Origin of the sequence: Pseudarthrobacter sp. NPDC058329 (assembly GCF_042879835.1) — a bacterium.
Lineage (GTDB): Bacteria > Actinomycetota > Actinomycetes > Actinomycetales > Micrococcaceae > Arthrobacter.
Window position 1 is genome coordinate 633,295 of the sequence record NZ_JBHVZR010000001.1, and the last position, 20,409, is coordinate 653,703.

20 protein-coding genes, 1 tRNA gene and 1 other RNA gene are annotated in these 20,409 nt (G+C 64.7%); 12 read left to right on the plus strand and 10 right to left on the minus strand.

Annotation, left to right across the window (positions count from 1 at the left end):
* Positions 1-138: 138 nt before the first annotated feature.
* The 5 genes from ACFVYC_RS02975 to aceE all read right to left on the minus strand — a co-directional run bounded on the left by ACFVYC_RS02975 (position 139) and on the right by aceE (position 6,752).
* Entirely contained in the window at positions 139-384 is a 246-nt protein-coding gene (locus ACFVYC_RS02975; RefSeq protein WP_009359314.1) for an acyl carrier protein, read from the minus strand.
* Positions 385-464: 80 nt separating this feature from the next.
* Positions 465-1,526, minus strand: coding sequence for a beta-ketoacyl-ACP synthase III (locus ACFVYC_RS02980; protein WP_387546358.1), 1,062 nt, complete (start codon positions 1,524-1,526; stop codon positions 465-467).
* Entirely contained in the window at positions 1,523-2,452 is a 930-nt protein-coding gene (locus tag ACFVYC_RS02985) for an ACP S-malonyltransferase (protein ID WP_387546361.1), read from the minus strand. Before ACFVYC_RS02985 ends, ACFVYC_RS02980 begins: the two co-directional genes overlap by 4 nt.
* An 88-nt stretch (positions 2,453-2,540) precedes the next feature.
* Positions 2,541-3,785, minus strand: a complete 1,245-nt coding sequence (locus ACFVYC_RS02990; RefSeq protein ID WP_387546364.1) for a PucR family transcriptional regulator — start codon at positions 3,783-3,785, stop codon at positions 2,541-2,543.
* A gap of 225 nt (positions 3,786-4,010) precedes the next feature.
* Positions 4,011-6,752: a pyruvate dehydrogenase (acetyl-transferring), homodimeric type gene (aceE, locus tag ACFVYC_RS02995; RefSeq protein WP_387546366.1), complete on the minus strand. Its 2,742-nt coding sequence runs from the start codon at positions 6,750-6,752 to the stop codon at positions 4,011-4,013.
* 427 nt (positions 6,753-7,179) lie between these two features.
* On the opposite strand from aceE, the gene ACFVYC_RS03000 reads away from it, so the two are divergent.
* The 5 genes from ACFVYC_RS03000 (at position 7,180) to ACFVYC_RS03020 (ending at position 9,591) form a co-directional block, all read left to right on the plus strand.
* Positions 7,180-7,599, plus strand: coding sequence for a DUF3052 domain-containing protein (locus ACFVYC_RS03000; protein ID WP_387547118.1), 420 nt, complete (start codon positions 7,180-7,182; stop codon positions 7,597-7,599).
* Positions 7,596-8,090: a peroxiredoxin gene (locus tag ACFVYC_RS03005; protein ID WP_387546368.1), complete on the plus strand. Its 495-nt coding sequence runs from the start codon at positions 7,596-7,598 to the stop codon at positions 8,088-8,090. The genes ACFVYC_RS03000 and ACFVYC_RS03005 overlap by 4 nt, the downstream gene beginning before the upstream one ends.
* Before the next feature lie 6 nt (positions 8,091-8,096).
* Positions 8,097-9,017 (plus strand): NAD-dependent protein deacetylase, encoded by a 921-nt coding sequence (locus tag ACFVYC_RS03010; protein ID WP_387546370.1) that lies wholly within the window; start codon positions 8,097-8,099, stop codon positions 9,015-9,017.
* A 109-nt stretch (positions 9,018-9,126) separates the two neighbouring features.
* Positions 9,127-9,199, plus strand: a tRNA-Val gene (locus tag ACFVYC_RS03015).
* A 101-nt stretch (positions 9,200-9,300) separates the two neighbouring features.
* Complete coding sequence (locus tag ACFVYC_RS03020) at positions 9,301-9,591, plus strand: hypothetical protein (protein WP_387546372.1); 291 nt, start codon at positions 9,301-9,303, stop codon at positions 9,589-9,591.
* Between the two features lie 207 nt (positions 9,592-9,798).
* On the opposite strand, the gene ACFVYC_RS03025 is transcribed toward ACFVYC_RS03020, so the two are convergent.
* Complete coding sequence (locus tag ACFVYC_RS03025) at positions 9,799-10,524, minus strand: FadR/GntR family transcriptional regulator (RefSeq protein WP_387546374.1); 726 nt, start codon at positions 10,522-10,524, stop codon at positions 9,799-9,801.
* 201 nt (positions 10,525-10,725) lie between these two features.
* Between ACFVYC_RS03025 and gndA the strand changes: the two genes are divergently transcribed.
* Positions 10,726-12,162 (plus strand): NADP-dependent phosphogluconate dehydrogenase, encoded by a 1,437-nt coding sequence (gene gndA, locus ACFVYC_RS03030; RefSeq protein ID WP_387546376.1) that lies wholly within the window; start codon positions 10,726-10,728, stop codon positions 12,160-12,162.
* Positions 12,163-12,274: 112 nt separating this feature from the next.
* Positions 12,275-12,691 carry an SDR family NAD(P)-dependent oxidoreductase gene (locus tag ACFVYC_RS03035; protein WP_387546378.1) on the plus strand — a complete coding sequence of 139 codons (417 nt, stop codon included), beginning with the start codon at positions 12,275-12,277 and terminating at the stop codon, positions 12,689-12,691.
* An 86-nt stretch (positions 12,692-12,777) separates the two neighbouring features.
* On the opposite strand, the gene epsC is transcribed toward ACFVYC_RS03035, so the two are convergent.
* The 3 genes from epsC to msrA form a co-directional block, all read right to left on the minus strand.
* Positions 12,778-13,362 (minus strand): serine O-acetyltransferase EpsC, encoded by a 585-nt coding sequence (epsC, locus tag ACFVYC_RS03040; protein ID WP_387546379.1) that lies wholly within the window; start codon positions 13,360-13,362, stop codon positions 12,778-12,780.
* 40 nt (positions 13,363-13,402) lie between these two features.
* A complete protein-coding gene (cysK, locus tag ACFVYC_RS03045; RefSeq protein ID WP_387546381.1) occupies positions 13,403-14,338 on the minus strand; it encodes a cysteine synthase A in 936 nt (311 codons plus the stop codon).
* 65 nt (positions 14,339-14,403) lie between these two features.
* Positions 14,404-14,928, minus strand: coding sequence for a peptide-methionine (S)-S-oxide reductase MsrA (gene msrA / locus ACFVYC_RS03050; protein WP_387546384.1), 525 nt, complete (start codon positions 14,926-14,928; stop codon positions 14,404-14,406).
* A gap of 101 nt (positions 14,929-15,029) precedes the next feature.
* Between msrA and ACFVYC_RS03055 the strand changes: the two genes are divergently transcribed.
* Both ACFVYC_RS03055 and ACFVYC_RS03060 read left to right on the plus strand, forming a co-directional pair.
* Entirely contained in the window at positions 15,030-15,953 is a 924-nt protein-coding gene (locus ACFVYC_RS03055; RefSeq protein ID WP_387546386.1) for a Nif3-like dinuclear metal center hexameric protein, read from the plus strand.
* A gap of 106 nt (positions 15,954-16,059) precedes the next feature.
* Positions 16,060-16,797, plus strand: coding sequence for a zinc ribbon domain-containing protein (locus ACFVYC_RS03060; protein WP_387546390.1), 738 nt, complete (start codon positions 16,060-16,062; stop codon positions 16,795-16,797).
* Between the two features lie 10 nt (positions 16,798-16,807).
* Here ACFVYC_RS03060 and ACFVYC_RS03065 read toward each other — a convergent pair whose 3' ends face one another.
* On the minus strand, positions 16,808-17,572 hold the full coding sequence (locus ACFVYC_RS03065; RefSeq protein ID WP_387546392.1) for a YaaA family protein: 765 nt from the start codon (positions 17,570-17,572) through the stop codon (positions 16,808-16,810).
* A gap of 56 nt (positions 17,573-17,628) precedes the next feature.
* Between ACFVYC_RS03065 and rnpB the strand changes: the two genes are divergently transcribed.
* The 3 genes from rnpB (at position 17,629) to ACFVYC_RS03080 (ending at position 20,339) form a co-directional block, all read left to right on the plus strand.
* Positions 17,629-18,021: RNase P RNA component class A (rnpB, locus tag ACFVYC_RS03070), an RNA gene on the plus strand.
* 44 nt (positions 18,022-18,065) lie between these two features.
* Complete coding sequence (locus ACFVYC_RS03075; protein WP_387546394.1) at positions 18,066-18,608, plus strand: TspO/MBR family protein; 543 nt, start codon at positions 18,066-18,068, stop codon at positions 18,606-18,608.
* A 252-nt stretch (positions 18,609-18,860) separates the two neighbouring features.
* Complete coding sequence (locus ACFVYC_RS03080; protein WP_387546396.1) at positions 18,861-20,339, plus strand: glyceraldehyde-3-phosphate dehydrogenase; 1,479 nt, start codon at positions 18,861-18,863, stop codon at positions 20,337-20,339.
* Positions 20,340-20,409: the final 70 nt, after the last annotated feature.

Consider the following 20,409-nt stretch of genomic DNA (forward strand, 5'->3'; position numbering starts at 1 on the left):
GGTCGGGCTGGGGGTGGGGCTGTTTTTTGGGGGCGTGGCCGCTACGATGTGTTTTGGGGTCCCTTATGTGGGGGGGGTGGCGGTGGCGGGGGTGCGCGCGGCCCCCCCCGCCAAGCCGATAAACGGCGAAAGCCTTGACTAGGCCTGTGCTCCGGCGATGAAGCTGACGGCGTCGCCGACGGTCTTGAGGTTCTTGACCTCTTCGTCCGGGATGCGCACGCCGAATTTTTCCTCGGCGTTGACCACGATGGTCATCATCGAGATGGAGTCGATGTCCAGGTCCTCTGTGAAGGACTTGTCCAGCTCCACGGCCTCGGGGGCCAGGCCGGTTTCTTCGTTGACGATTTCAGCCAAGCCGGCCAGGATCTCTTCGTTGCTAGCCATTGATGGCTCCTTTTCTTGTATTGCCGGCAGGGGCTGCCGGAAACGGTTCAGGACGCGGTTGCGGCCTGTGGGGGGCGTTCCTAGGGAAGGACAACTACCTGCGCGCCGAAGACCAGCCCGGCACCGAAGCCGATCTGGAGGGCAAGCCCGCCGCTCAGTTCGGGCTTTTCCGCCAGGAGGCGGTGCGTGGCCAGCGGAATGGACGCTGCAGAGGTGTTTCCTGCATCGGCGATGTCCCGTGCCACTGTAACCGTCTCGGGCAGTTTCAGCTTTTTCACCATCTCGTCGATGATGCGCATGTTGGCCTGGTGGGGGATGAATGCCACGAGGTCCTCGGCTTCCACGCCGGCCGCTTCCAGGGCCTGCTGGGCCACCTTTGCCATCTCCCAGACTGCCCAGCGGAAGACGGTCTGGCCGTCCTGCCGCAGCGTGGGGTAGAGCTCCTGGGCTTCCTCGAGCAGGGCAAGGTCGCCTGTGGAGTCCGACTGCCGGGCAGCCATGCCAAGGTCGCGGACATCGAGCATGGAGCGCGTCATTCCGATCGCGTCCCACTTGCTGCCGTCGGATCCCCAGACGGAGGGGGCGATGCCGGGAGTTTCGGACGGGCCGATGACAACGGCGCCGGCTCCGTCCCCGAGCAGGAAGGAGATAGTGCGTTCACGGTTGTCGATGACGTCGGACAACTTCTCTGCCCCCACCACCAGGACGTACTTCGCGGTGCCTGACCGGACGAGTGCGTCACCCTGGGCAATGCCGTAGCAGTAGCCGGCGCAGGCTGCGGAGATGTCAAAGGCAGGTGCCGGAGTGGCGCCGAGACGGTCTGCCAGGCTCGCGGCGGCGGACGGTGTGGCGTAGGGGTGGGTGACCGTGGAAACAATCACGGCTCCAAGGTCGGATGCCTCAATGCCAGCCTTTTCCATGGCTTCGCGGGCAGCGCCCTCAGCCATGTCGATAACGCTCACGTCAGCGGAAGCGCGGTGCCGGGTCACGATTCCGGTCCGCTGGCGGATCCACTCATCCGAGGAGTCGATCCACTGGCAGACGTCTTCGTTGGTGACGATGACGTCCGGCCGGTAGGCGCCAAGGCCGAGGATCCGGGTGTGTTCCTGAAGGGGAGCCTGTTTCAATGTGGGAACGCTCATGCGTTGCCCTCCAGTTCTGCGAAGAGCGCCAGGGCGGCGGAAAGATCATCGGGGGTCTTGACCGCAACGGTCTTGACGCCGGGCATCCCCCGCTTGGCCAGGCCGGCGAGGGTTCCGGCAGGAGCAAGCTCTATGACGCCGGTGACGCCGCGCTGGACCAGGTTGTCCATGCACAGGTCCCAGCGGACCGGGCGCGAGACCTGGGCGATCAGGCTGTCGACGGCGGCACCGCCGCCGGTGACTTGCCCGCCGTCGTAATTGGACAGCAGGGGCACCTTGGGTGCCTGCGGCTTCAGCGCGGGCGCCAGGGCCTTGAGGGCGCTGACAGCAGGGGACATGTGGCTGGTGTGGAACGCGCCGGCCACCTTCAGCGGGATGACGCGCGCCTTGGCCGGCGGGTTTTCCCCGAGGGCCTTCAGCTGTTCGAACGTGCCTGCAGCCACTGTCTGGCCGGCGCCGTTGACATTCGCGGGGGTCGCGCCGGCTGCCTCGATGGCGGCCAGCACCTCGGCGGGGTCGCCGCCCACCACGGCACTCATGCCGGTGGGGGTGACGGCCGCGGCGGCGGCCATGCTGTTGGCACGCTCGCGGACGAAGGTCATGGCTTCCTGCTCCGTCAGGACCCCGGCAAGGGCCGAGGCAGTAATTTCACCAACGGAATGGCCCGCCAGGATGACCGGCAGGGAGCTGAGCTCGACGTCGAAAAGCGACGCTGCGGCAACCAGTCCGGCGGCAACGATCAGGGGCTGCGCGACGGCAGTGTCCTTGATGGTTTCCTCGTCCGAGGTGGTGCCATGGGCGATCAGGTCGATGCCTGCGATGTCGCTCAGGGAGGCCAAGTGGCCTGCCACCGGGGGCAGTTCCAGCCAGGGGGCCAGAAAACCCGGGGTTTGCGAGCCCTGTCCAGGGCAGACTATTGCAAGCACGTAACCAGCTTTCCAAATTACTGTGTGATTCAGCGGTGTTTGTCCGCACCAAGCTCACGGGGTCAGGTTGTAGGAAGTCTACAACGACTCAAGGCTGGTTCCGCGACGCGTGGCGCTCAACGGCCGCTTTGGGCGGGGTGGAGAGACGGCCCACCACGAGCGCCGCCTGCAGGACAAACGCTTCCCTGGGGAGGAGCGGATCCCAGCCCGTGACGTCGCAAACCCGCTTCAGCCGGTACCTGACGGTGTTGGCGTGGACAAAGAGTTCCCGCGCTGTTGCCTCAAGTGAGTGGCCCAGTTCCAGGTAGGTCCCAAGGGTTTCCACCAGCCCGTTGGACGCTGCCAGGAGCGGCCGGTAGATGTTCTTCACCAGCGAGCGGCGGGCGGCGTCGTCGCCTGAGATCACCCGCTCAGGGAGCAGGTCGTCGGCGGCAACGGGCCGGGGCGCTGAAGGCCAGGCCCGCGCGGCCGTCAGGCCTGCAAAGGCGGACTGGGCGGAGCTGCTGGCCTCCAGCAGGGACCCGGCCTCGGGCCCGTACACCACGGGCCCGGGCGCAAACATGTCGCTGAGCTTCACGTAGGCGGTTTCCCGGTCCGAAACACCGCCGAGGATCAGGATCAACCGATCGCCCTGGATTCCCACCAGGGCATCCTCCGCGTAGCGGCCGGCCATCCGCCGGAGTTCGCTCACGTAGCTGGCACTTGGCTCGGAGGGGGAGTTGCCCACCATAACGGTGAACCGTTCCTGCGCCTTCCAGCCCAGGGCCGCGATTCTTGAGCGCAGGGCGTCGGTGTTTTCGCCGCGGAGGATGGCGTCCACGATCAGCGCTTCCAACCGGGTGTCCCAGGAGCCGCGGGATTCGGCGGCACGCGCATAAACGTCGGCCGCGGCAAACGCCACTTCGCGGGAATAGCGCAGTACTGCCTCTCGAAGGGAAGGCTGGTCAGCCTCCGGAGCGATGACCGGAACCTGGTCCTCCACCACCTCCACCACGATCCGGATCAGCTGCAGCGCTTTTTGCAGGCTGATGGACCGGGTGAGTTCCGTCGGAGCCGTTCCAAAAACGTCGGTGAGGATCCAGGACGGGGAGCTCGGGCGTTCATACCAGGTCACAAAGGCCGCAATGCCGTTCTGTGCCACCATGCCAAGGGCGGAACGTTCATCCGAGCTGAGCCGGCCGTACCAGGGCAGCGATTTTTCCAGCTCCCGCATGGTGGTGGTGGAAAGCTGTCCCACATTTGCCCGCAGCTTTTTCAGGGTTTCGGATTTCTCCGGCGTGACCCTGGGCGTTGACGGTTTGCGCTTGGCGGACGGGGCGGCTGGTGCTGGCATGCTTTGAGCATACGGCCACTGCCCTGCAAGCTCCATTTGTACAAAGGCTACAACCCCGCTGGTCGTGGGTCACAACCGTCCGTACCCGTAATACGAACGACGGCGGCCCCCGCCTTTCGGTGGGAGCCGCCGTCGTTCTCTGCTTGCTTGGGAGTTTTTGGACAGGTACGGCGACTTCAAGAGCCCGGAAGTCCTCGTACCTGTCCGATAACCCGGCGGGTAAGGCTAAGCCTCGCCCCCGGCGTTGCCAGTGGAACCGGCATTCACGTTGTGCAGCCGGTACTTGTCGATCGCCTTCACCGGTGCCTGCGCGTCAACCTCACCGCGGCGGGCCAGCATCTCCAGCGAACGCACCACGATGGAGTGGATGTCGTTCTTGAAGAAGCGGCGGGCTGCGGCGCGGGTGTCGGAGAAGCCGAAGCCGTCGGCACCGAGCGTGGCGAACTCGTTCGGCACGAACTGGCGGATCTGGTCCGGTACGGCCTTCATGTAGTCGCTCACGGCGACGACGGGGCCGGTGGCTCCTTCCAGTTGCCGGGTCACAAACGGGACGCGTGTCGGCTGGCCCGGGTTGAGGAACGCTTCCTCCTCGGCGGCCATGCCGTCGCGGCGCAGTTCGTTCCAGGACGTGACTGACCAGACGTCTGCCGAGACGCCCCAGTCATCGGCCAGGAGCTGCTGGGCCTCGAGCGCCCAGGGCACCGAAACACCGGAGGCCAGGATCTGGGTCCGGGGACCGTCGATCTTTGCCGGGGCCAGCAGGTAGATGCCCTTGAGGACACCTTCGACGTCCAGTTCCTCCGGTTCCGCGGGCTGGGAGATGGGCTCGTTGTACACGGTGAGGTAGTACATGAGGTTCCGCTCTTCGGAGTCCGGCCCGTACATGCGTTCGAGGCCGTCGCGGATGATGTGGCCCATTTCGTAGCCATAGGCGGGGTCGTAGGTGACCACGGCCGGGTTGGTGGAGGCCAGGAGCGGGGAGTGGCCGTCGGCGTGCTGGAGGCCTTCGCCGGTGAGGGTGGTCCGGCCTGCGGTGGCGCCGATGATGAAGCCGCGGGTCATTTGGTCTGCCGCTGCCCAGAAGGCGTCGCCGGTGCGCTGGAAGCCGAACATGGAGTAGAACACGTAGACCGGGACCAGCGGCACGCCGTGGGTGGCGTAGGCGGTGCCGGCGGCGGTGAAGGCTGCCACGGCGCCGGCTTCGTTGATGCCGGGGTGGATCAGCTGGCCCTGGGCGGATTCCTTGTAGGCCAGGACGAGGTCGCGGTCCACGGACAGGTAGTTCTGGCCCTTGGGGTTGTAGATCTTCGCCGTGGGGAAGAACGCATCCATGCCGAACGTACGTGCCTCATCCGGGATGATCGGGGCGATGTGCTTGCCGAAGTTCTTGTCCCGCATGAGGTCCTTGAGCAGGCGCACAAAGGCCATGGTCGTCGCGGCCTGCTGCTTGCCCGAACCGCGCTTGGCCACCTCATAGGACTTGGCGTCCGGCAGGGTGATCTCAGCGTGCTTGGACCGGCGTTCCGGGACCGAACCGCCCAGTGCTGCCCGTCGCTCCATCATGTACTGGATTTCCGGGGCATCCGTACCCGGGTGGTAGTACGGCGGCTGGTACAGATCCTTTTCCAGCTGTTCGTCCGTGACCGGAATCCGCAGGTGGTCGCGGAACTTCTTCAGGTCATCGAGGGTGAGTTTCTTCATTTGGTGGGTCGCGTTGCGGCCCTCGAAGTGCGGTCCGAGTCCGTAGCCCTTGACGGTTTTGGCGAGGATGACGGTGGGTTTGCCCTTGAACTCGGTGGCCGCCTTGTACGCGGCGTAGACCTTGCGGTAGTCGTGGCCGCCGCGTTTGAGGTTCCAGATCTGGTCATCGGTCAGGTCCGCGACGAGGTCTTTGGTGGCCGGGTCCTTGCCGAAGAAGTGTTCACGGACGAACCCGCCGGATTCGGCCTTGTAGGTCTGGTAGTCCCCGTCGGGGGTTTCGTTCATGATCTTCACGAGCGAGCCGTCGGAGTCGCGGGTGAGCAGGTCATCCCACTCCCGGCCCCAGACGACCTTGATCACGTTCCAGCCCGCTCCGCGGAAGAACGCCTCGAGTTCCTGCATGATCTTGCCGTTGCCCCGGACCGGTCCGTCCAGGCGCTGGAGGTTGCAGTTGATCACGAAGTTCAGGTTGTCCAGGTTCTCGTTCGCGGCGAGCTGGAGCAGGCCGCGGGACTCGGGCTCGTCCATTTCCCCGTCGCCCAGGAACGCCCAGACCTGCTGGTCGGAGGTGTCCTTCAGGCCCCGGTTATGCAGGTAACGGTTGGACTGGGCCTGGTAGATCGCGTTCATCGGCCCGATCCCCATCGAGACCGTGGGGAACTCCCAGAACTCCGGCATCAGCCGCGGGTGCGGGTAGGAGGACAGGGCGTGGCCCTCCTTGGACTTTTCCTGCCGGAACCCGTCCAGGTCCTCCTCACTGAGGCGGCCTTCCATAAACGCCCGGGCGTACATGCCGGGGGAGGCATGGCCCTGGAAGAAGACCTGGTCCCCGCCGCCGGGGGCATCCTTGCCGCGGAAGAAGTGGTTGAAGCCCACCTCGTACAGGGTCGCGGCCCCGGCGTAGGTGGAGATGTGCCCGCCCACGCCGATGTTCGCCTTCTGCGCCCGGTGCACCATCACCGCGGCGTTCCACCGCATGTACGCCCGGTAGCGGCGCTCGTACTCCTCGTTGCCCGGGAACGGTGCTTCCTGGTCCACCGGGATGGTGTTCACGTAATCGGTGGTGGTCACCATCGGCACCCCGACGCTCTGCGCACCGGCACGCTGCAGCAGGCTCCGCATGATGTATTGGGCACGCTCGGTGCCCTGTTCCCTGATCAACGAATCCAGGGACTCAACCCACTCGGCGGTCTCTTCCGGATCACGATCAGGCAGCTGGTTAGTCAACCCGCTGAGGATATGGGAGGTATCTTCTCCTGCAGCCACGTCCAACCTCTCTTTGCGCGCATTCGATGGCGCACTCAGGCCGGGCAGGGTGACCGCCCGGCGTACATACGCCGTGTGCGACGTATCGGTTACAACAGCCCGGTCATGTGTGCCGGGCAGGGTCCTAGCATTCCTACGTCTGCATTGGAGTTACAGGGTTGTTGCCCCGCAGGCATAGTTGTCACCTGCCACTCTAACTCTCACGTCAGCGCGATGCGTAGCCGCGGCCTGGGCGGCTCTGTTGTATTTCGCCGTCATACTGGTTGTGTGACGAAAAGCCGCTGCGGGGCGGGCTGGCCGCACCGGTGTGACGCAGAATATGCGCCGTCTCGGGGGCGTCAGCTTGAAGCGCAGGCACAAAGGGTGTTGGCTTGGGAGTAATGGAAATCACTATGCGAACTGCATGTATGAGGCATTGGAGGAACACGTGAGCGAGGCCGACGCCGCCACTTCGGTAAATGTGGCGGAAAAATTGGGTTTCAAGAACGGGGATCTGATTCAGGAGTTCGGTTACGACGACGACGTCGATTTCGACTTGCGTGACGACATTGAGGACCTCACGGGCTCAGAGCTGCTGGATGAGGATGACCATGAGGTGGCTGACGCCGTCATCCTCTGGTGGCGTGACGGCGACGGTGACCTGGTGGACTTCCTGATGGATTCGCTCACCACGCTGAGCGAAACCGGTGTTGTCTGGGTCCTGACTCCGAAGTCCGGAAGGGCCGGGTACGTCTCACCGGCTGACATCCAGGAAGCTGCACCGACGGCCGGCCTGCACGTCACAACTTCTGCAGGCGTCTCCAAGGACTGGAGCGCCGCGCGTCTGGTGAGCAGGAAAAACAAGTGACAGCAGCGCTTGACGCTGCCACCCAAGCGGTGCCCGCCGTTGGTGGGCCGGCACCTGACTTCGAACTCGCCAACCAGTTCGGCGAACCTGTCCGGCTGTCATCCTTCCGTGGCCAGAACGTGGTGCTGGTGTTCTATCCGTTCGCTTTTTCCGGCATCTGCACCGGGGAGCTCTGCGAGATCCGGGACAACCTGGCCCTGTTCGAGGACGCCAATGCCAGGGTCCTGGCTGTTTCCGTTGACAGCAAGTTCAGCCTCCGTGCCTACGCCGCGCAGGAGGGGTACGGCTTCGACCTGCTGGCTGACTTCTGGCCTCACGGTGCCGTAGCCACCGCCTACGGCGTCTTCGATCCGGACAGTGGCATGGCAAAGCGTGGCACGTTCATCATCGATGCCGGCGGACATGTCCGGTACTCCGTGGTGAACCCGCGCGGCCAGGCCCGTGACCTTCAGGAATACCGCGCGGCTTTGGCCAACATGGGGCAGGCCTGACGGCCCATGGACCAGCGGCGGGCGGGTGTTGGCCTGACAGGCTTCGCCAGCATGCCGCCCGTGGCTGCGGCGCGTCCGTCCCGGGATGAGCTTGACGTCCTGTTCCACATTCGGGACGTCCTCGCCGGCAGGCGCTTTGCCCTCCTGACGGGGGCCGGGCTGAGCACCGATTCGGGCATCCCCGACTATCGCGGACCGGGGTCGCCTCCGCGGACTCCCATGACGTACCAGGAGTTCCTCAAGGAGGCCGCCAACCGGCAGCGCTATTGGGCCCGGAACCATATTGGCTGGTCCCATCTCCGGCATGCTGATCCCAACCAGGGCCACCACGCGGCCGCCCAGCTTGAGCGCTTGGGCTACTTGACCGGTTTGATTACCCAGAATGTTGACCGCCTGCACGAAGATGCCGGAAGCATCAACGTTGTTGACCTGCACGGCAGGTACGACCAAGTGGTGTGCCTGGACTGCCGCCGCACCTATTCCAGGCGCCTGCTGGCGGGGGTGCTGGAGGAACTGAACCCGGGCTTTCTGTCCCGGGCAGCGGAAACAGGCCTCGTGGAAATGGCGCCAGACGCGGACGCCACCGTTGAGGACAAAGCGCTGATCAGCAGCTTCGTTGTTGCTGTCTGCCCCGCGTGCGGCGGAACACTGAAGCCCGATTTCGTGTACTTCGGGGAAAACGTCCCCAAAGAACGGGTTGAACGCTCGTACGCGATGGTTGACGACGGAGGTGCCCTGGTGGTGGCGGGATCGTCATTGACGGTGATGAGCGGCCTGCGGTTTGTCAGGCACGCGGCCAAGGACGGGAAGCCGGTGATCATCATCAACCGGGGGCAGACCCGCGGAGACGACAAAGCCACCATCAAACTCGAGGCCGGCGTCAGTGAAGCCCTGGGCTGGCTTGCCGCAGAGTTGCCAGCACTCTAGAGACACGCCGATGCGGACGGACGCCGCGCCGATTCGCGTTTCGCGGCCTTCATCCGGTAGAGTCTATGTTCGTTGGTTGCGGCGCTGAAGCGCCGGATTCAGCGGTTTTGGGTCTTTAGCTCAGCTGGTAGAGCGCCACGTTTACACCGTGGATGTCATCGGTTCGATCCCGGTAGGACCCACAAGGAAACCCTGTTGTTTCCGCCTTCAGGCGGAAACGGCAGGGTTTTTTCGTTGTCCGGTACCTCGGCTGATTGTCGGTGCCCCGCCGTAGTTTGCAGGTATGGAACACGTGATGGTGCGGACGGAAATTAATGGAATGCCGACGTCGGTAGTGAGCAACGGACGGGAATGGACAGTGGGTGCCGAACCGGTCCGCTGGTTTGAGCGCGTCAGATGGTGGGAAGTCAACCGGAGGATGCCCAAGGGGCTGGGCCGGGTTGACGTTGAGGTCTTGCAGGTGCAGGTGCGGCTTGGTGCCAATGACCACTCTGCACTGACCACCATGCTGCTGGAGAGGGACGGCGTGGGAGGCGGGTGGCGCCTGCGCGAAGCAGTCGCGGACGCTGCCTGATGCATTCTTCCCGGGGGAGCCGGGCATTGGAAAACCCTCCACCGCGGCTATTGGGGGATGCCGCGGTGGAGGGCCTGAGATGAATATACCGTGAACAGCCGGAAACGTAAAAGTTGTCCCCGGCGCGAGTCGGCACTGTGTCGCGGCCGGCGTCCGGCCCTGGCGTAAAGGTCCTGCCGGCCTTTCGGCGATGGCCTGCCCTTAGGTTCAGTGCCGCACCGGAATAAAGACGCGCGGCTGCTCCGTCCAGGTATCCGACATCTGCGACATGGTCCGGCGCATGATCCGGTCCGACGCCTCACGCGCCGCAGGGGCGTCACCTCTGGCAATGGCCTCCGCCACGTCAACATGCCATTGGAGGGCAGCCTCGTGGGGATGGTCCGGCATCAGGCCATGGACCGTGCGGCCGGTGAGTGTCTCGGCCACCTGGCCCATGAGGTTGGCGAACATTTCATTGCCCGAACCTGAGAGCAGAAGGGAATGGAACTGGATGTCCAGCTCCAGGAAGCGGGGCACCTCACCGTTGTGTCCGGCGTCGCGCATTGCGTAGGCAACGTCCACGAGCTCCAGGCGCAGCGGTGCTGGGGCGTTCTCGGCCGCCAGTTCCGCTGCTGCGGGTTCGACGGCGGCGCGCAGCTCGGCGAGTGAGCGCAACTGGGCGCCCCGTGCGTCGCTTGCCAGCCGCCATCGGATGACCTGGGGATCGAAGGGGTTCCAGCGGCTGGGCGGCAGGACCCGGATGCCCACCCTCTTGGTGGTTTCCACCAGGCCCAAAGACTGCAGAACGCGGACGGCCTCCCGGATGACCGACCGGGACACCTTCAGCTCGTCCTCCAGCTGCTCGGCCAGCATGACGTGGCCGGCGGGGAGATTGCCCGCAACGATTCGGGCGCCAAGATTCTCGATGGCACGGTGGTGCAGGCTGGTGGTCATGCTGCTAAGCCTAGTGCGGGGCTGTCACCCGTATGCCCTTCGTGCTGGACGGGCGGCGACACAAAAGGTTCCAATAGGTGGGCGTTACTTTCCTGTGACCCGCCGAATATATATGCTTTATTCAGACCCATGGTCTGCAACCGTGCTTCCGCGCCAAGGGAGCCACTGCACATCCAACGCACAGTATGAATTGGAGTTTTGATGTCTGCACACATCGGTGTCACCGGCCTTGCGGTGATGGGCGCCAACCTGGCCCGCAACCTCGCCCGGAACGGCTTCACGGTCGCACTGCACAACCGGTCCGTTGAAAAGACCGACGCCCTGCTCGAAAAGCACGGCTCGGACGGCGACTTTGTCCGGACCGAGACCCTCCAGGAACTGGTGGACTCCCTGGAGAAGCCCCGCCGCGTCCTCATCATGGTGAAGGCCGGCAAGCCGGTTGACTCCGTCATCGAGCAGCTGGAACCGCTGCTGGAAGCCGGCGATATCATCATCGACGCCGGCAACTCCCACTACGAGGACACCCGCCGCCGCGAGGCTGCGCTGGCCAAGAAAGACCTGCACTTCGTGGGCGTTGGTGTCTCCGGCGGTGAAGAAGGCGCCCTCAACGGCCCCTCCATCATGCCCGGCGGTTCCAAGGAGTCCTACAAGGCACTGGGTCCGCTGCTGGAGAAGATTTCCGCCAAGGTCGACGGCGAACCGTGCTGCGCGTGGGTGGGAACTGATGGTGCCGGCCACTTCGTGAAGATGGTCCACAACGGCATCGAATACGCTGACATGCAGGTCATCGGTGAAGCCTTCGACCTGCTGCGCTCGGGTGCAGGCATCGAGCCTGCAGAGCAGTCCAAGATCTTCTCCGAGTGGAACAAGGGCGAGCTCTCCTCCTTCCTGATCGAAATCTCCGCTGAGGTCCTGGCCCACGTTGACGCCAAGACCGGCAAGCCGTTCGTGGACGTCGTGGTGGACGCCGCCGGCCAGAAGGGCACCGGCCGCTGGACAGTTATCTCGGCACTGGAACTGGGTTCCCCGGTCTCCGGCATCGCCGAATCCGTTTTCGCCCGCGCCCTGTCTTCCCAGGCAGGCCAGCGCAAGCTCGGCCAGGAACTCCTGGCCGGAAACGAGGCTTCGGTGGAGATCCCGGAGACCTTCGTCGAGGACGTGCGGCAAGCGCTGTACGCTTCCAAGCTGGTTTCCTACGCCCAGGGCCTGGACATGCTCACATCCTCAGCCAAGGAATACGGCTGGGACCTGAAGCTCGACGAGATCGCTTCCCTGTGGCGCGCCGGCTGCATCATCCGTGCCGAGCTGCTCAAGGACATCACCAAGGCCTACGCCGCGGACGAAAAGCCCGCCAACCTGCTGTTCGCACCGGCCTTCACCAAGGCCATCGCGGAGGCTGTTCCGGCGTGGCGCCGTGTTGTCGCTACGGCTGTCCAGCTGGGCATTCCGGTGCCGGTGTTTTCCTCCTCGCTTGCCTACTACGACGGCCTGCGCCGCAAGCGCGTGGCTGCTGCCCTGATCCAGGGCCAGCGCGACCTCTTCGGCGCCCACACCTACGGCCGCGTCGACGCCGAGGGCACTTTCCACACCCTTTGGGGCGAGGACAAGTCCGAAATTGAGGCAGTGGACACCCACTAGTCACCGCTTACTGCATCACCCTGCGGCCGGCGCTTCCGAGGATATTCCGGGAGCTGCCGGCCGTTGGCGTTTTCACCGCAACTGCGGCGTCCATCCAGCCACGGAGTCCACGATGCCCAAGCCAGTCGCCTTCATCACGGGAGCATCCACCGGAATCGGTTTCGAGTCAGCAAAAGGCCTCAACAGCCACGGCTTTCAGCTTTATGCGGGCGCCCGCCGGCTGGACAGGATGGAACCGCTGGCGGCGCTCGGCATCCAGGTCCTGGCACTCGACGTGACGGACGAGGATTCCATGCGCGCCGCCGTCGGACGTGTCCTGGAAGAATGCGGACGGATAGACGTCCTGGTCAACAACGCCGGCTACGGATCCTACGGGGCGCTGGAAGAGGTGGACCTGGCCGAAGGTCGGCGCCAGTTCGAGGTGAATGTCGTCGGGCTGGCCAGGATGACGCAGCTGTTTCTGCCGGCGATGCGCCAGGCAGGCCCCGGACCCGCTACCCGGTGGGGAGCGGTGCCCGGCCCATCCTGACCCTGAGGCGGATACTGCCCTACAGGCTATTCGACTCTGTAGTCATGCTGGTGCTGACCCGGGTGGCCAGCGGAAAGATGTAAGCGTCAGATCCGGTATTCGATGTCGTATTCAGCCGGATCAACTGCGGGTTTGGTTTCCCGCTGGGCGTCGCGGTGGCGCCATTTGGCGGGTACACCGGTAACGATTGATTCCGGCGGCGCGTCCTTGACCACCACGGCATTGGCGCCCACGGCACTGTCCCGGCCGATGGTGATCGGTCCCAGGATCTTGGCGCCGGCGCCGATGGTCACGCGGTCGCCGATGGTGGGGTGCCGTTTGATCCTTGCCAGGGAGCGGCCGCCGAGCGTGACACCGTGGTAGATCATCACGTCCTCGCCAATTTCGGCGGTCTCACCAATCACCACGCCCATGCCGTGGTCGATGAAGAACCTGCGGCCAATCGTGGCCCCCGGATGGATTTCGATGCCGGTCAGGAAACGGCCGGTCTGTGAAATCAGCCTTGCCGGGAATCGCATGCCTGGGGTCTCCCACAGCCGGTGCGTCAGGCGGTGGATCCAAATGGCATGGAGGCCGGAATAGGCGAAAAAGTTCTCAAAAGAACCTCGAGCCGCCGGGTCGTGTGACCGGGCGGCGTCGAGGTCTTCCTTCAGTCTTGCAAAAAAGCCCACAAAGTTCTTTCTACAGGAAACGGGCGGCCGGCGGTTCTAATCAGCCGCGGATGTCGTCATAGAGCACTGTGGAGATGTAACGCTCGCCGAAGTCGCATACTACGGCGACGATCAGCTTGCCGGCGTTCTCCGGGCGCTTTGCCAGCTCCAGGGCGCCCCACACGATGGCGCCGGAGGAGATACCGCCCAGGATGCCTTCCTTGACACCAAGCTCGCGGGCTACGCGGACCGAGTCTTCAAGGGTGGCGTCCAGGACTTCGTCGTAGACGTTGGTGTCAAGGATTTCGGGGACGAAGTTCGCGCCGATGCCCTGGATCTTGTGCGGGCCGGGGGCGCCGCCGTTCAGGATAGCCGAGTCCTTGGGCTCGATGGCCACGATCTGCACGCCGGGCTTGCGTTCCTTCAGGACCTGGCCGACGCCGGTGACGGTTCCGCCGGTGCCGACGCCGGCGACGAAGATGTCCACGGCGCCGTCGGTGTCTGCCCAGATTTCCTCGGCAGTGGTGTTGCGGTGGACCTCCGGGTTGGCCTCGTTGGCGAACTGCTGGGCCCAAATGGAGTTCTCGGTGTTGGCCACGATTTCCTGGGCCTTTTCGACGGCGCCGCGCATGCCCTCCGAACCCGGGGTCAGGACGATCTCGGCGCCGAATGCGCGCAGCATGACCCGGCGCTCGGTGGACATGGTCTCGGGCATGGTCAGGATGACCTTGTAGCCGCGGGCAGCACCCACCATGGCCAGGGCGATACCCGTGTTGCCGGACGTACCTTCAACGATGGTTCCGCCGGGCTTGAGTGCGCCGGACTTCTCCGCCGCATCAACGATGGCCACGCCGATGCGGTCCTTGACACTGTTGGCCGGATTGTAGAACTCGAGCTTGACGGCAACGGTTGCGTCCAGCCCCTCGCTGAGGCGGTTGAGCTTGACCAGCGGCGTGCCGCCGACCAGCTGGGTTACATCGTCATAGATCCGTGCCATGTAAATACGCCTGTTCTTTGAGGGGTGGATACTGAGGTCAGCCTAACGAGGCCGCGTAACACCCGCTAAGCGTTAAGCCATGCAGAGTAATATTTCCTGGCCTTGGCGAGCTTCGGGTTGATGATCACCTGGCAGTATCCCTGCTCCGGATGCTTCGCGTAATAGTTCTGGTGGAATTCCTCGGCAACGTAGAACCGGGGGAGGCGGCTGACCTCGGTGACGATGGGGTTCGCCCACAGGGCCTGGTTCCGGTCGATGGCTTCCTCAAACAGGATCTTCTCTTCGGTGGTCTCGTAGAACATGGACGAGCGGTACTGCGTGCCGACGTCGTATCCCTGCCGGTTGGGCGTGGTGGGATCGTGCAGGGCGAAGAACATGTCCAGGATGACCTCCGCCGGAATCACGTCCTCGTCAAAGGTCACCGCCACCACCTCGGCGTGTCCGGTGGTCCCATTGCAGACCGAGTAGTAGTCCGGGTGGGGGTCGTGGCCCCCGGTGTAGCCGGACACCACCGAGGTGACGCCCTTGGTCTTCTGGTAGACGGCGTCGAGGCACCAGAAGCAGCCTCCGCCTAAAACAAAAGTTTTCATGACCTCTTCAATGGTTCGCGGCACGGGATGATTCCCCGGCCAGTTTGCGGCGCCGCTTCAAACATGGGGTCCCGGCGGCGTGATGGGGTAAAACTAAGACTATGGAACCTGTGGACACTGACGTTACCGGCCCTAAGAATCACGACGCCGATGCCCCCTCCGGCGAAGAGGAGGCCGCCGGCGGGCCGCAGGCTCCCACCCTTGGTGAGCTGCTCCTGGCCGTTGAGGAATTGTGGCCCGAGTCCCTGGCCGAGAACTGGGACGAGGTTGGACTGGTGGCAGGGCACCCCTCCGCTCCGGTCACCCGGGTGATGTTTGCGGTGGATCCCACACTCGATGTCATCGAGGAGGCGGTGGAGTGGGGCGCAGAGCTCCTGATCACCCATCATCCGCTGCTCCTGAAGGGCGTCACCACGGTGGCTGCCACCACCCCCAAGGGCCGGGCCGTGCACCGGCTCATCGAGTCCGGCACCGCCCTCCTGACCGTTCACACCAATGGTGATTCCGCCGTCGGAGGTGTATCAGATGTGCTGGCGGACGCCCTGGGCCTGCAGGACGTCGCCCCGCTCACTGTGGCAGCCAACGGACTGCCCGAAGAGGGGATAGGGCGCGTGGGCGACCTTGCCGGTGCCATGACGCTCGGGGATTTCGCCGCCCGGGTTTTCGGTATCCTGCCGTCCGTGGCCGGGGGAGTGCGCGTCTCCGGGGACAAGGACGGCCTGGTGCAGCGGATCGCGGTCTGCGGCGGTGCGGGGGACTCACTGTTCAATGAAGTACGCGCCAGCAACGCTGACGTCTATGTCACCGCTGACCTCCGCCACCACCCGGCGTCGGAGGCGCGGGAGGCGGCCCTGAACGGCCGGCCTTACCTGGTGGACGTCTCGCACTTCGCCAGCGAGTGGCTGTGGCTGCCGGCAGCTGCCGCAGCGCTGGGCAACGTCCTGGCCGACCAGGGCCACGACGTGGAAATCCAGGTCAGCACCACCAACAGCGATCCCTGGGACTTCATCCTTACGCCCGGCTAAGCCGGTGGTCACGGAGCGAGCCAGCGGAGCAGGCCACGCGCTAGAGTCTAGAGAGCGCCGGTCAGGTGCCCGGCCCCCGGCCGGAAGGGATCAAGCGGAGGTAACAGTGGCGAAGGCAGCACCGGCGGAACAGTTGAAGTTGCTTGAGCTGCAGGGACTGGACGCCAGGCTGAGGTCACTCGCCAACCGCCGTCGCTCGTTGGAAAACGATCCCCGGATCAAGGACCTCGAGGCTGCCCTGTCCGTAGCGAACGGCGAGCTGGGCTCCGCGAAAGTGGCTGTGCACGACGCCGAGGCCGAACTGAAGCGCGCGGAGGCGGACGTGGAGCAGGTTGCCTCCCGCATCGAACGCGATGAGGCAAAGCTCAACAGCGGGACTGGCCTGTCCAAGGACCTCGTCGCCTTGCAGAAGGACATCGCCTCCCTGAACAAACGGCGCTCGGACTTGGAGGACGTGGAACTCGAGGTCCTGGAGCGGCTCGACTCGCTCCGGGCCACCCAGGCGAAACAACAGGGGATCGTGGACGACATCCAGGGATCCTTCGGCAGCATCCGGGCCGAGCTGGACGCCGCCCTGGCCCACGTTGAAGCGGAAGCCGCCGGGCTCCGCACCCAGCGCGCCGAATTCGCCGCTGCGCTCGACGCCGGAATGCTGGCCGTGTACGAAAAGACCCTGGCCAAGCGTGGAGTAGGCGCAGCCAGGCTGTTCCACGGCACGTCCGAGGCCTCGGGAATGAAGCTGAGCCCCGGCGACCTCGCCGAGATCAAGGCAGCTGCGGCCGACGAGATCGTGTTCTGCCCGGACTCCGGCGCAATCCTGGTCCGCTCCGACGAGTGGGCCTGACCGCGGGCGGTCAGCCCGGCAGGAGGATGTTCAGGGCGTGAGGCTTCCGCGCTGAACCCGGGACGAGTTCGGCCTCCCACTTTTCGCGGCCGGCCTTGAGGAGCTGCGCCGGTGTTTCCGGTGCCTTGCCCCGACGGGACAGCAGGTGCCGCGCCAGTTCCCCGCGCGTGTGCTTGGCGAAGTGGCTGACAACTTTCCGGACCCCGTTGACCTCGGTAAAGACGTTGACGGTGACGGTCTGGTCAGCCGGGGGAGCCCACGCTGCCGCGTAGGTGCTCGACCGGCAGTCCACCAGCAAATGCCCGGACGCGGCCTCCGCCAGCGCATCGGAGAGCTGAGGCTTCCAGAATGAGGCGAGGCGGCCGACGTCGGGCAGTGCAGTTCCCATGGACAGCCGGTAGGCAGGCACGCTGTCGCCGAAGCGGATAGCGCCCCAGAGTGCCGAAACAACGAGCACCGCCTCGTCCGCCTTGCGGCGCTGGCCTGCGGTGAGGGTTTTATAGCCGAGGGCGTCGTAAAGCACGCCGGAATAGATCCGGTGCGCCGGAGCCGCAGGTTCAGCATGGAGCCGGGTGTTGCGGTCGACGTCGTCCTTCAGCGATGCCCCGACCCCCAGCAATGCGAGGGCGTCCTCGTGTGCGCTCACTGTACCCAGCGCGTCCAGTACCTTTGCGCGGTAGGAATTCAGCTGCGGGAAGCTCAGCGAAGGCCAGTTGACGGCGGATCCACGGACCGCAGGTGTCTTGCCTTCAGAGGGGGGAAGCAGAATCAGCACCGTCCGATCCTACCGGCGGCAGGAACGGGGCGCGGCGCCGGTAGACTGGAGCCGGATGGGTTGACCAGGCGGCCGCGCGTCACGCAAGTGGCTCGAGGAACGTCCGGGCTCCGCAGGGCAGGGTGGTGGGTAACGCCCACTCGGGGTAACCCGCAGGCCAGTGCCACAGAAAACAGACCGCCTGGGTCGCGCCGGTTTGAAAGCGGCACGAACCAGGTAAGGGTGAAACGGTGGTGTAAGAGACCACCAGCTTCCCGGGTGACCGGGAAGGCTAGGTAAACCCCACCCGGAGCAAGGCCAGACAGGACACGTTTGAGGGCTGCCCGCCCGAGTGTCCGGGTAGGCCGCTGGAGGGCGCCGGCAACGGCGTTCGTAGATGGATGGCCGCTACTCCCGCACCCGGCAACGGAGCGGGAGCACAGAACCCGGCGTATCGGTCAACCCATCCACTAAACCGGTTTGACCTTGAGCGCTGCGTTGGGGAGGCTGGACCGTGCCCGCGAATACTGATGGACAATCTGCCCCGGGAGTTGCCGCGCGGCGGACTCCTTCCCCGGGCAGGCAGGCCGCTGCCCTTGTCGGTTTCCTTGCCCTTTCCTATGCCGTCTGCATGCTCGCCTCCGTCCCGATCATCCTCAACTCCAACGGCTGGTTTGCCGCCTCCGCCAAGGCGCCGTGGATGCCCAGTGGGTGGATGTTCCGGACCGTGTGGATCGCGCTGTATGCCTGCAGTGGGGTGGCTGCCTGGCTGGTGTGGCGAAGGGGAACACTGACGCGCCGCGCCGGAACGGTCTACGGCCTGCAACTGCTGCTGAACCTGGCATGGCCATTCACGTTTTTTGCGCTGTACCCGTTGCTAGGCACCGCAGCCCTGTGGATTGCCTTCGCTGTGATCTGCGCCCTGGGGCTTGTCTTGACGCTGCTCATCCTGGAATTCGGTCCCGTCCACACCTGGGCCGGGGTGCTGGTGCTGCCCTACTTCTCGTGGGTGGTTTTCTCCGCCAGCCTGAACCTCTATTCCGCCGTCCACAACTGAGGGGCGATGCGAACAGCTGTGTGAGTGATTTCACGCGGCACAGGCATCCCCCGGGCAGTTTGCCAATTTAGAATGGATAACGGACGCAGGAGTTCTTCCGCCGAAAGTTGCGTTCGCAACCGGCGGTTTTCTTTTGCACATATCCAGGCACCCGGGGGCCAAATCCCGCAGGTGCCGGTGCCCCTGGACATCATCAGGTGGCCGACATTCGTGTACGAGGACGTACGCGGCTGAACCGAGGAAGGTATTTCTGTGAGCCAGACGTCAGATTCTTGTCTTGATACGTGGATGGGCCGGGAGGCCCTTGCCGAGGCCATGATTCCGGTGATCGGCCGGCTGTACCGCGAGAACAACGTGGTGACCAGCATCCATGGCCGGAGCCTGATCAACAAGTCCACCATGAACATCCTCAAGGCACACCGCTTCGCCCGCCGGATGAGCAAGGATGAACTGCTGCTGGAGGAAACCGCTCCTCTCCTGAACACCCTGGCGGGGCTGGAGCTTGGTGCGGCGGCGATCGACATCGCCCGGCTGAACCAGAAGTTCAAGGAAGAGGGCGCGGGTGCCACCCTGGAGGAATTCCTCCGCGCCGAACTGGCCGAGGTGGTGGGCAAGCACGGCGGCGATGACCGCACCAGCACCGACGTGGTGCTCTACGGCTTTGGCCGCATCGGCCGGCTCCTGGCCCGCCTCCTGATCGAAAAGGCCGGCGGCGGCCACGGCCTGCGCCTGCGCGCCATCGTGGTGCGCAGGGGCTCGGACAATGACCTGTCCAAGCGTGCCAGCCTGCTGCGCCGCGACTCGGTGCACGGTTCCTTCGAAGGCACCATCCGCATCGACGAGGCCGCCAACACCATCACGGCCAACGGTGTCCAGATCCAGGTCATCTACTCGAATGACCCCGCTACCATCGACTACACCGCCTACGGCATCAACAACGCCCTGGTAGTGGACAACACCGGACGCTGGCGCGATGCCGAAGGCCTGTCCCAGCACCTGCAAAGCAAGGGCGTGGCACGTGTCCTCCTCACCGCCCCGGGCAAGGGCGAACTGAAGAACATCGTCCACGGCATCAACCACCGCAGCATCGAGGACACGGACCAGGTTGTGTCCGCAGCCTCCTGCACCACCAACGCCATCACCCCGGTCCTGAAGGCCATCAACGACAAGTTCGGCGTGGTCCACGGTCACGTTGAGACGGTCCACTCCTTCACCAACGACCAGAACCTGATCGACAACTTCCACAAGGGCGACCGCCGCGGCCGTTCCGCTGCGCTGAACATGGTGATCACCGAGACGGGTGCTGCCAAAGCTGTGGCCAAGGCCCTGCCGGAACTTCTCGGCAAGCTCACGGGCAGCTCCATCCGCGTCCCCACCCCGGACGTTTCGCTCGCCATCCTGAACCTGAGCCTGGAGAACGTCACCACCAAGGACGAGGTCAACAACTACCTCCGGGAAATGTCGCTGCACTCGGACCTGCGCAAGCAGATCGACTACATCGATTCGCCCGAGGTGGTTTCCACGGACTTCGTCGGTTCCCGGCGGGCCGGCATCGTGGACGGCCTGGCCACCGTGTCGACGAACAAGAATCTTGTCCTCTACGTCTGGTACGACAACGAGTTCGGCTACAGCTGCCAGGTGGTCCGCGTGATGGAGGAGATGGCCGGCGTCAACCCGCCGTCATTCCCCGCCAAGGAGACCGCCTCGGCACTGGCGGCAATCTCCGTCTGATCCGCAGCACGGTCTGTGTGGATTTCCCGGCTGGTTCACTGGAATCAGCCGGGAAACGGGACCACACTTG

What these genes read in the sequence shown, in the direction of transcription:
- ACFVYC_RS03025 (WP_387546374.1), bottom strand. Translation starts at nt 10,524, where the DNA reads ATGACCACCAGCCTGCACCACCGTGCCATCGAGAATCTTGGCGCCCGA.
- cysK (WP_387546381.1), bottom strand. Translation starts at nt 14,338, where the DNA reads ATGGCACGGATCTATGACGATGTAACCCAGCTGGTCGGCGGCACGCCG.
- ACFVYC_RS03010 (WP_387546370.1), top strand. Translation starts at nt 8,097, where the DNA reads ATGGACCAGCGGCGGGCGGGTGTTGGCCTGACAGGCTTCGCCAGCATG.
- ACFVYC_RS03035 (WP_387546378.1), top strand. Translation starts at nt 12,275, where the DNA reads ATGCCCAAGCCAGTCGCCTTCATCACGGGAGCATCCACCGGAATCGGT.
- ACFVYC_RS02975 (WP_009359314.1), bottom strand. Translation starts at nt 384, where the DNA reads ATGGCTAGCAACGAAGAGATCCTGGCCGGCTTGGCTGAAATCGTCAAC.
- ACFVYC_RS02990 (WP_387546364.1), bottom strand. Translation starts at nt 3,785, where the DNA reads ATGCCAGCACCAGCCGCCCCGTCCGCCAAGCGCAAACCGTCAACGCCC.
- msrA (WP_387546384.1), bottom strand. Translation starts at nt 14,928, where the DNA reads ATGAAAACTTTTGTTTTAGGCGGAGGCTGCTTCTGGTGCCTCGACGCC.
- ACFVYC_RS02980 (WP_387546358.1), bottom strand. Translation starts at nt 1,526, where the DNA reads ATGAGCGTTCCCACATTGAAACAGGCTCCCCTTCAGGAACACACCCGG.
- gndA (WP_387546376.1), top strand. Translation starts at nt 10,726, where the DNA reads ATGTCTGCACACATCGGTGTCACCGGCCTTGCGGTGATGGGCGCCAAC.
- ACFVYC_RS03055 (WP_387546386.1), top strand. Translation starts at nt 15,030, where the DNA reads ATGGAACCTGTGGACACTGACGTTACCGGCCCTAAGAATCACGACGCC.
- ACFVYC_RS03020 (WP_387546372.1), top strand. Translation starts at nt 9,301, where the DNA reads ATGGAACACGTGATGGTGCGGACGGAAATTAATGGAATGCCGACGTCG.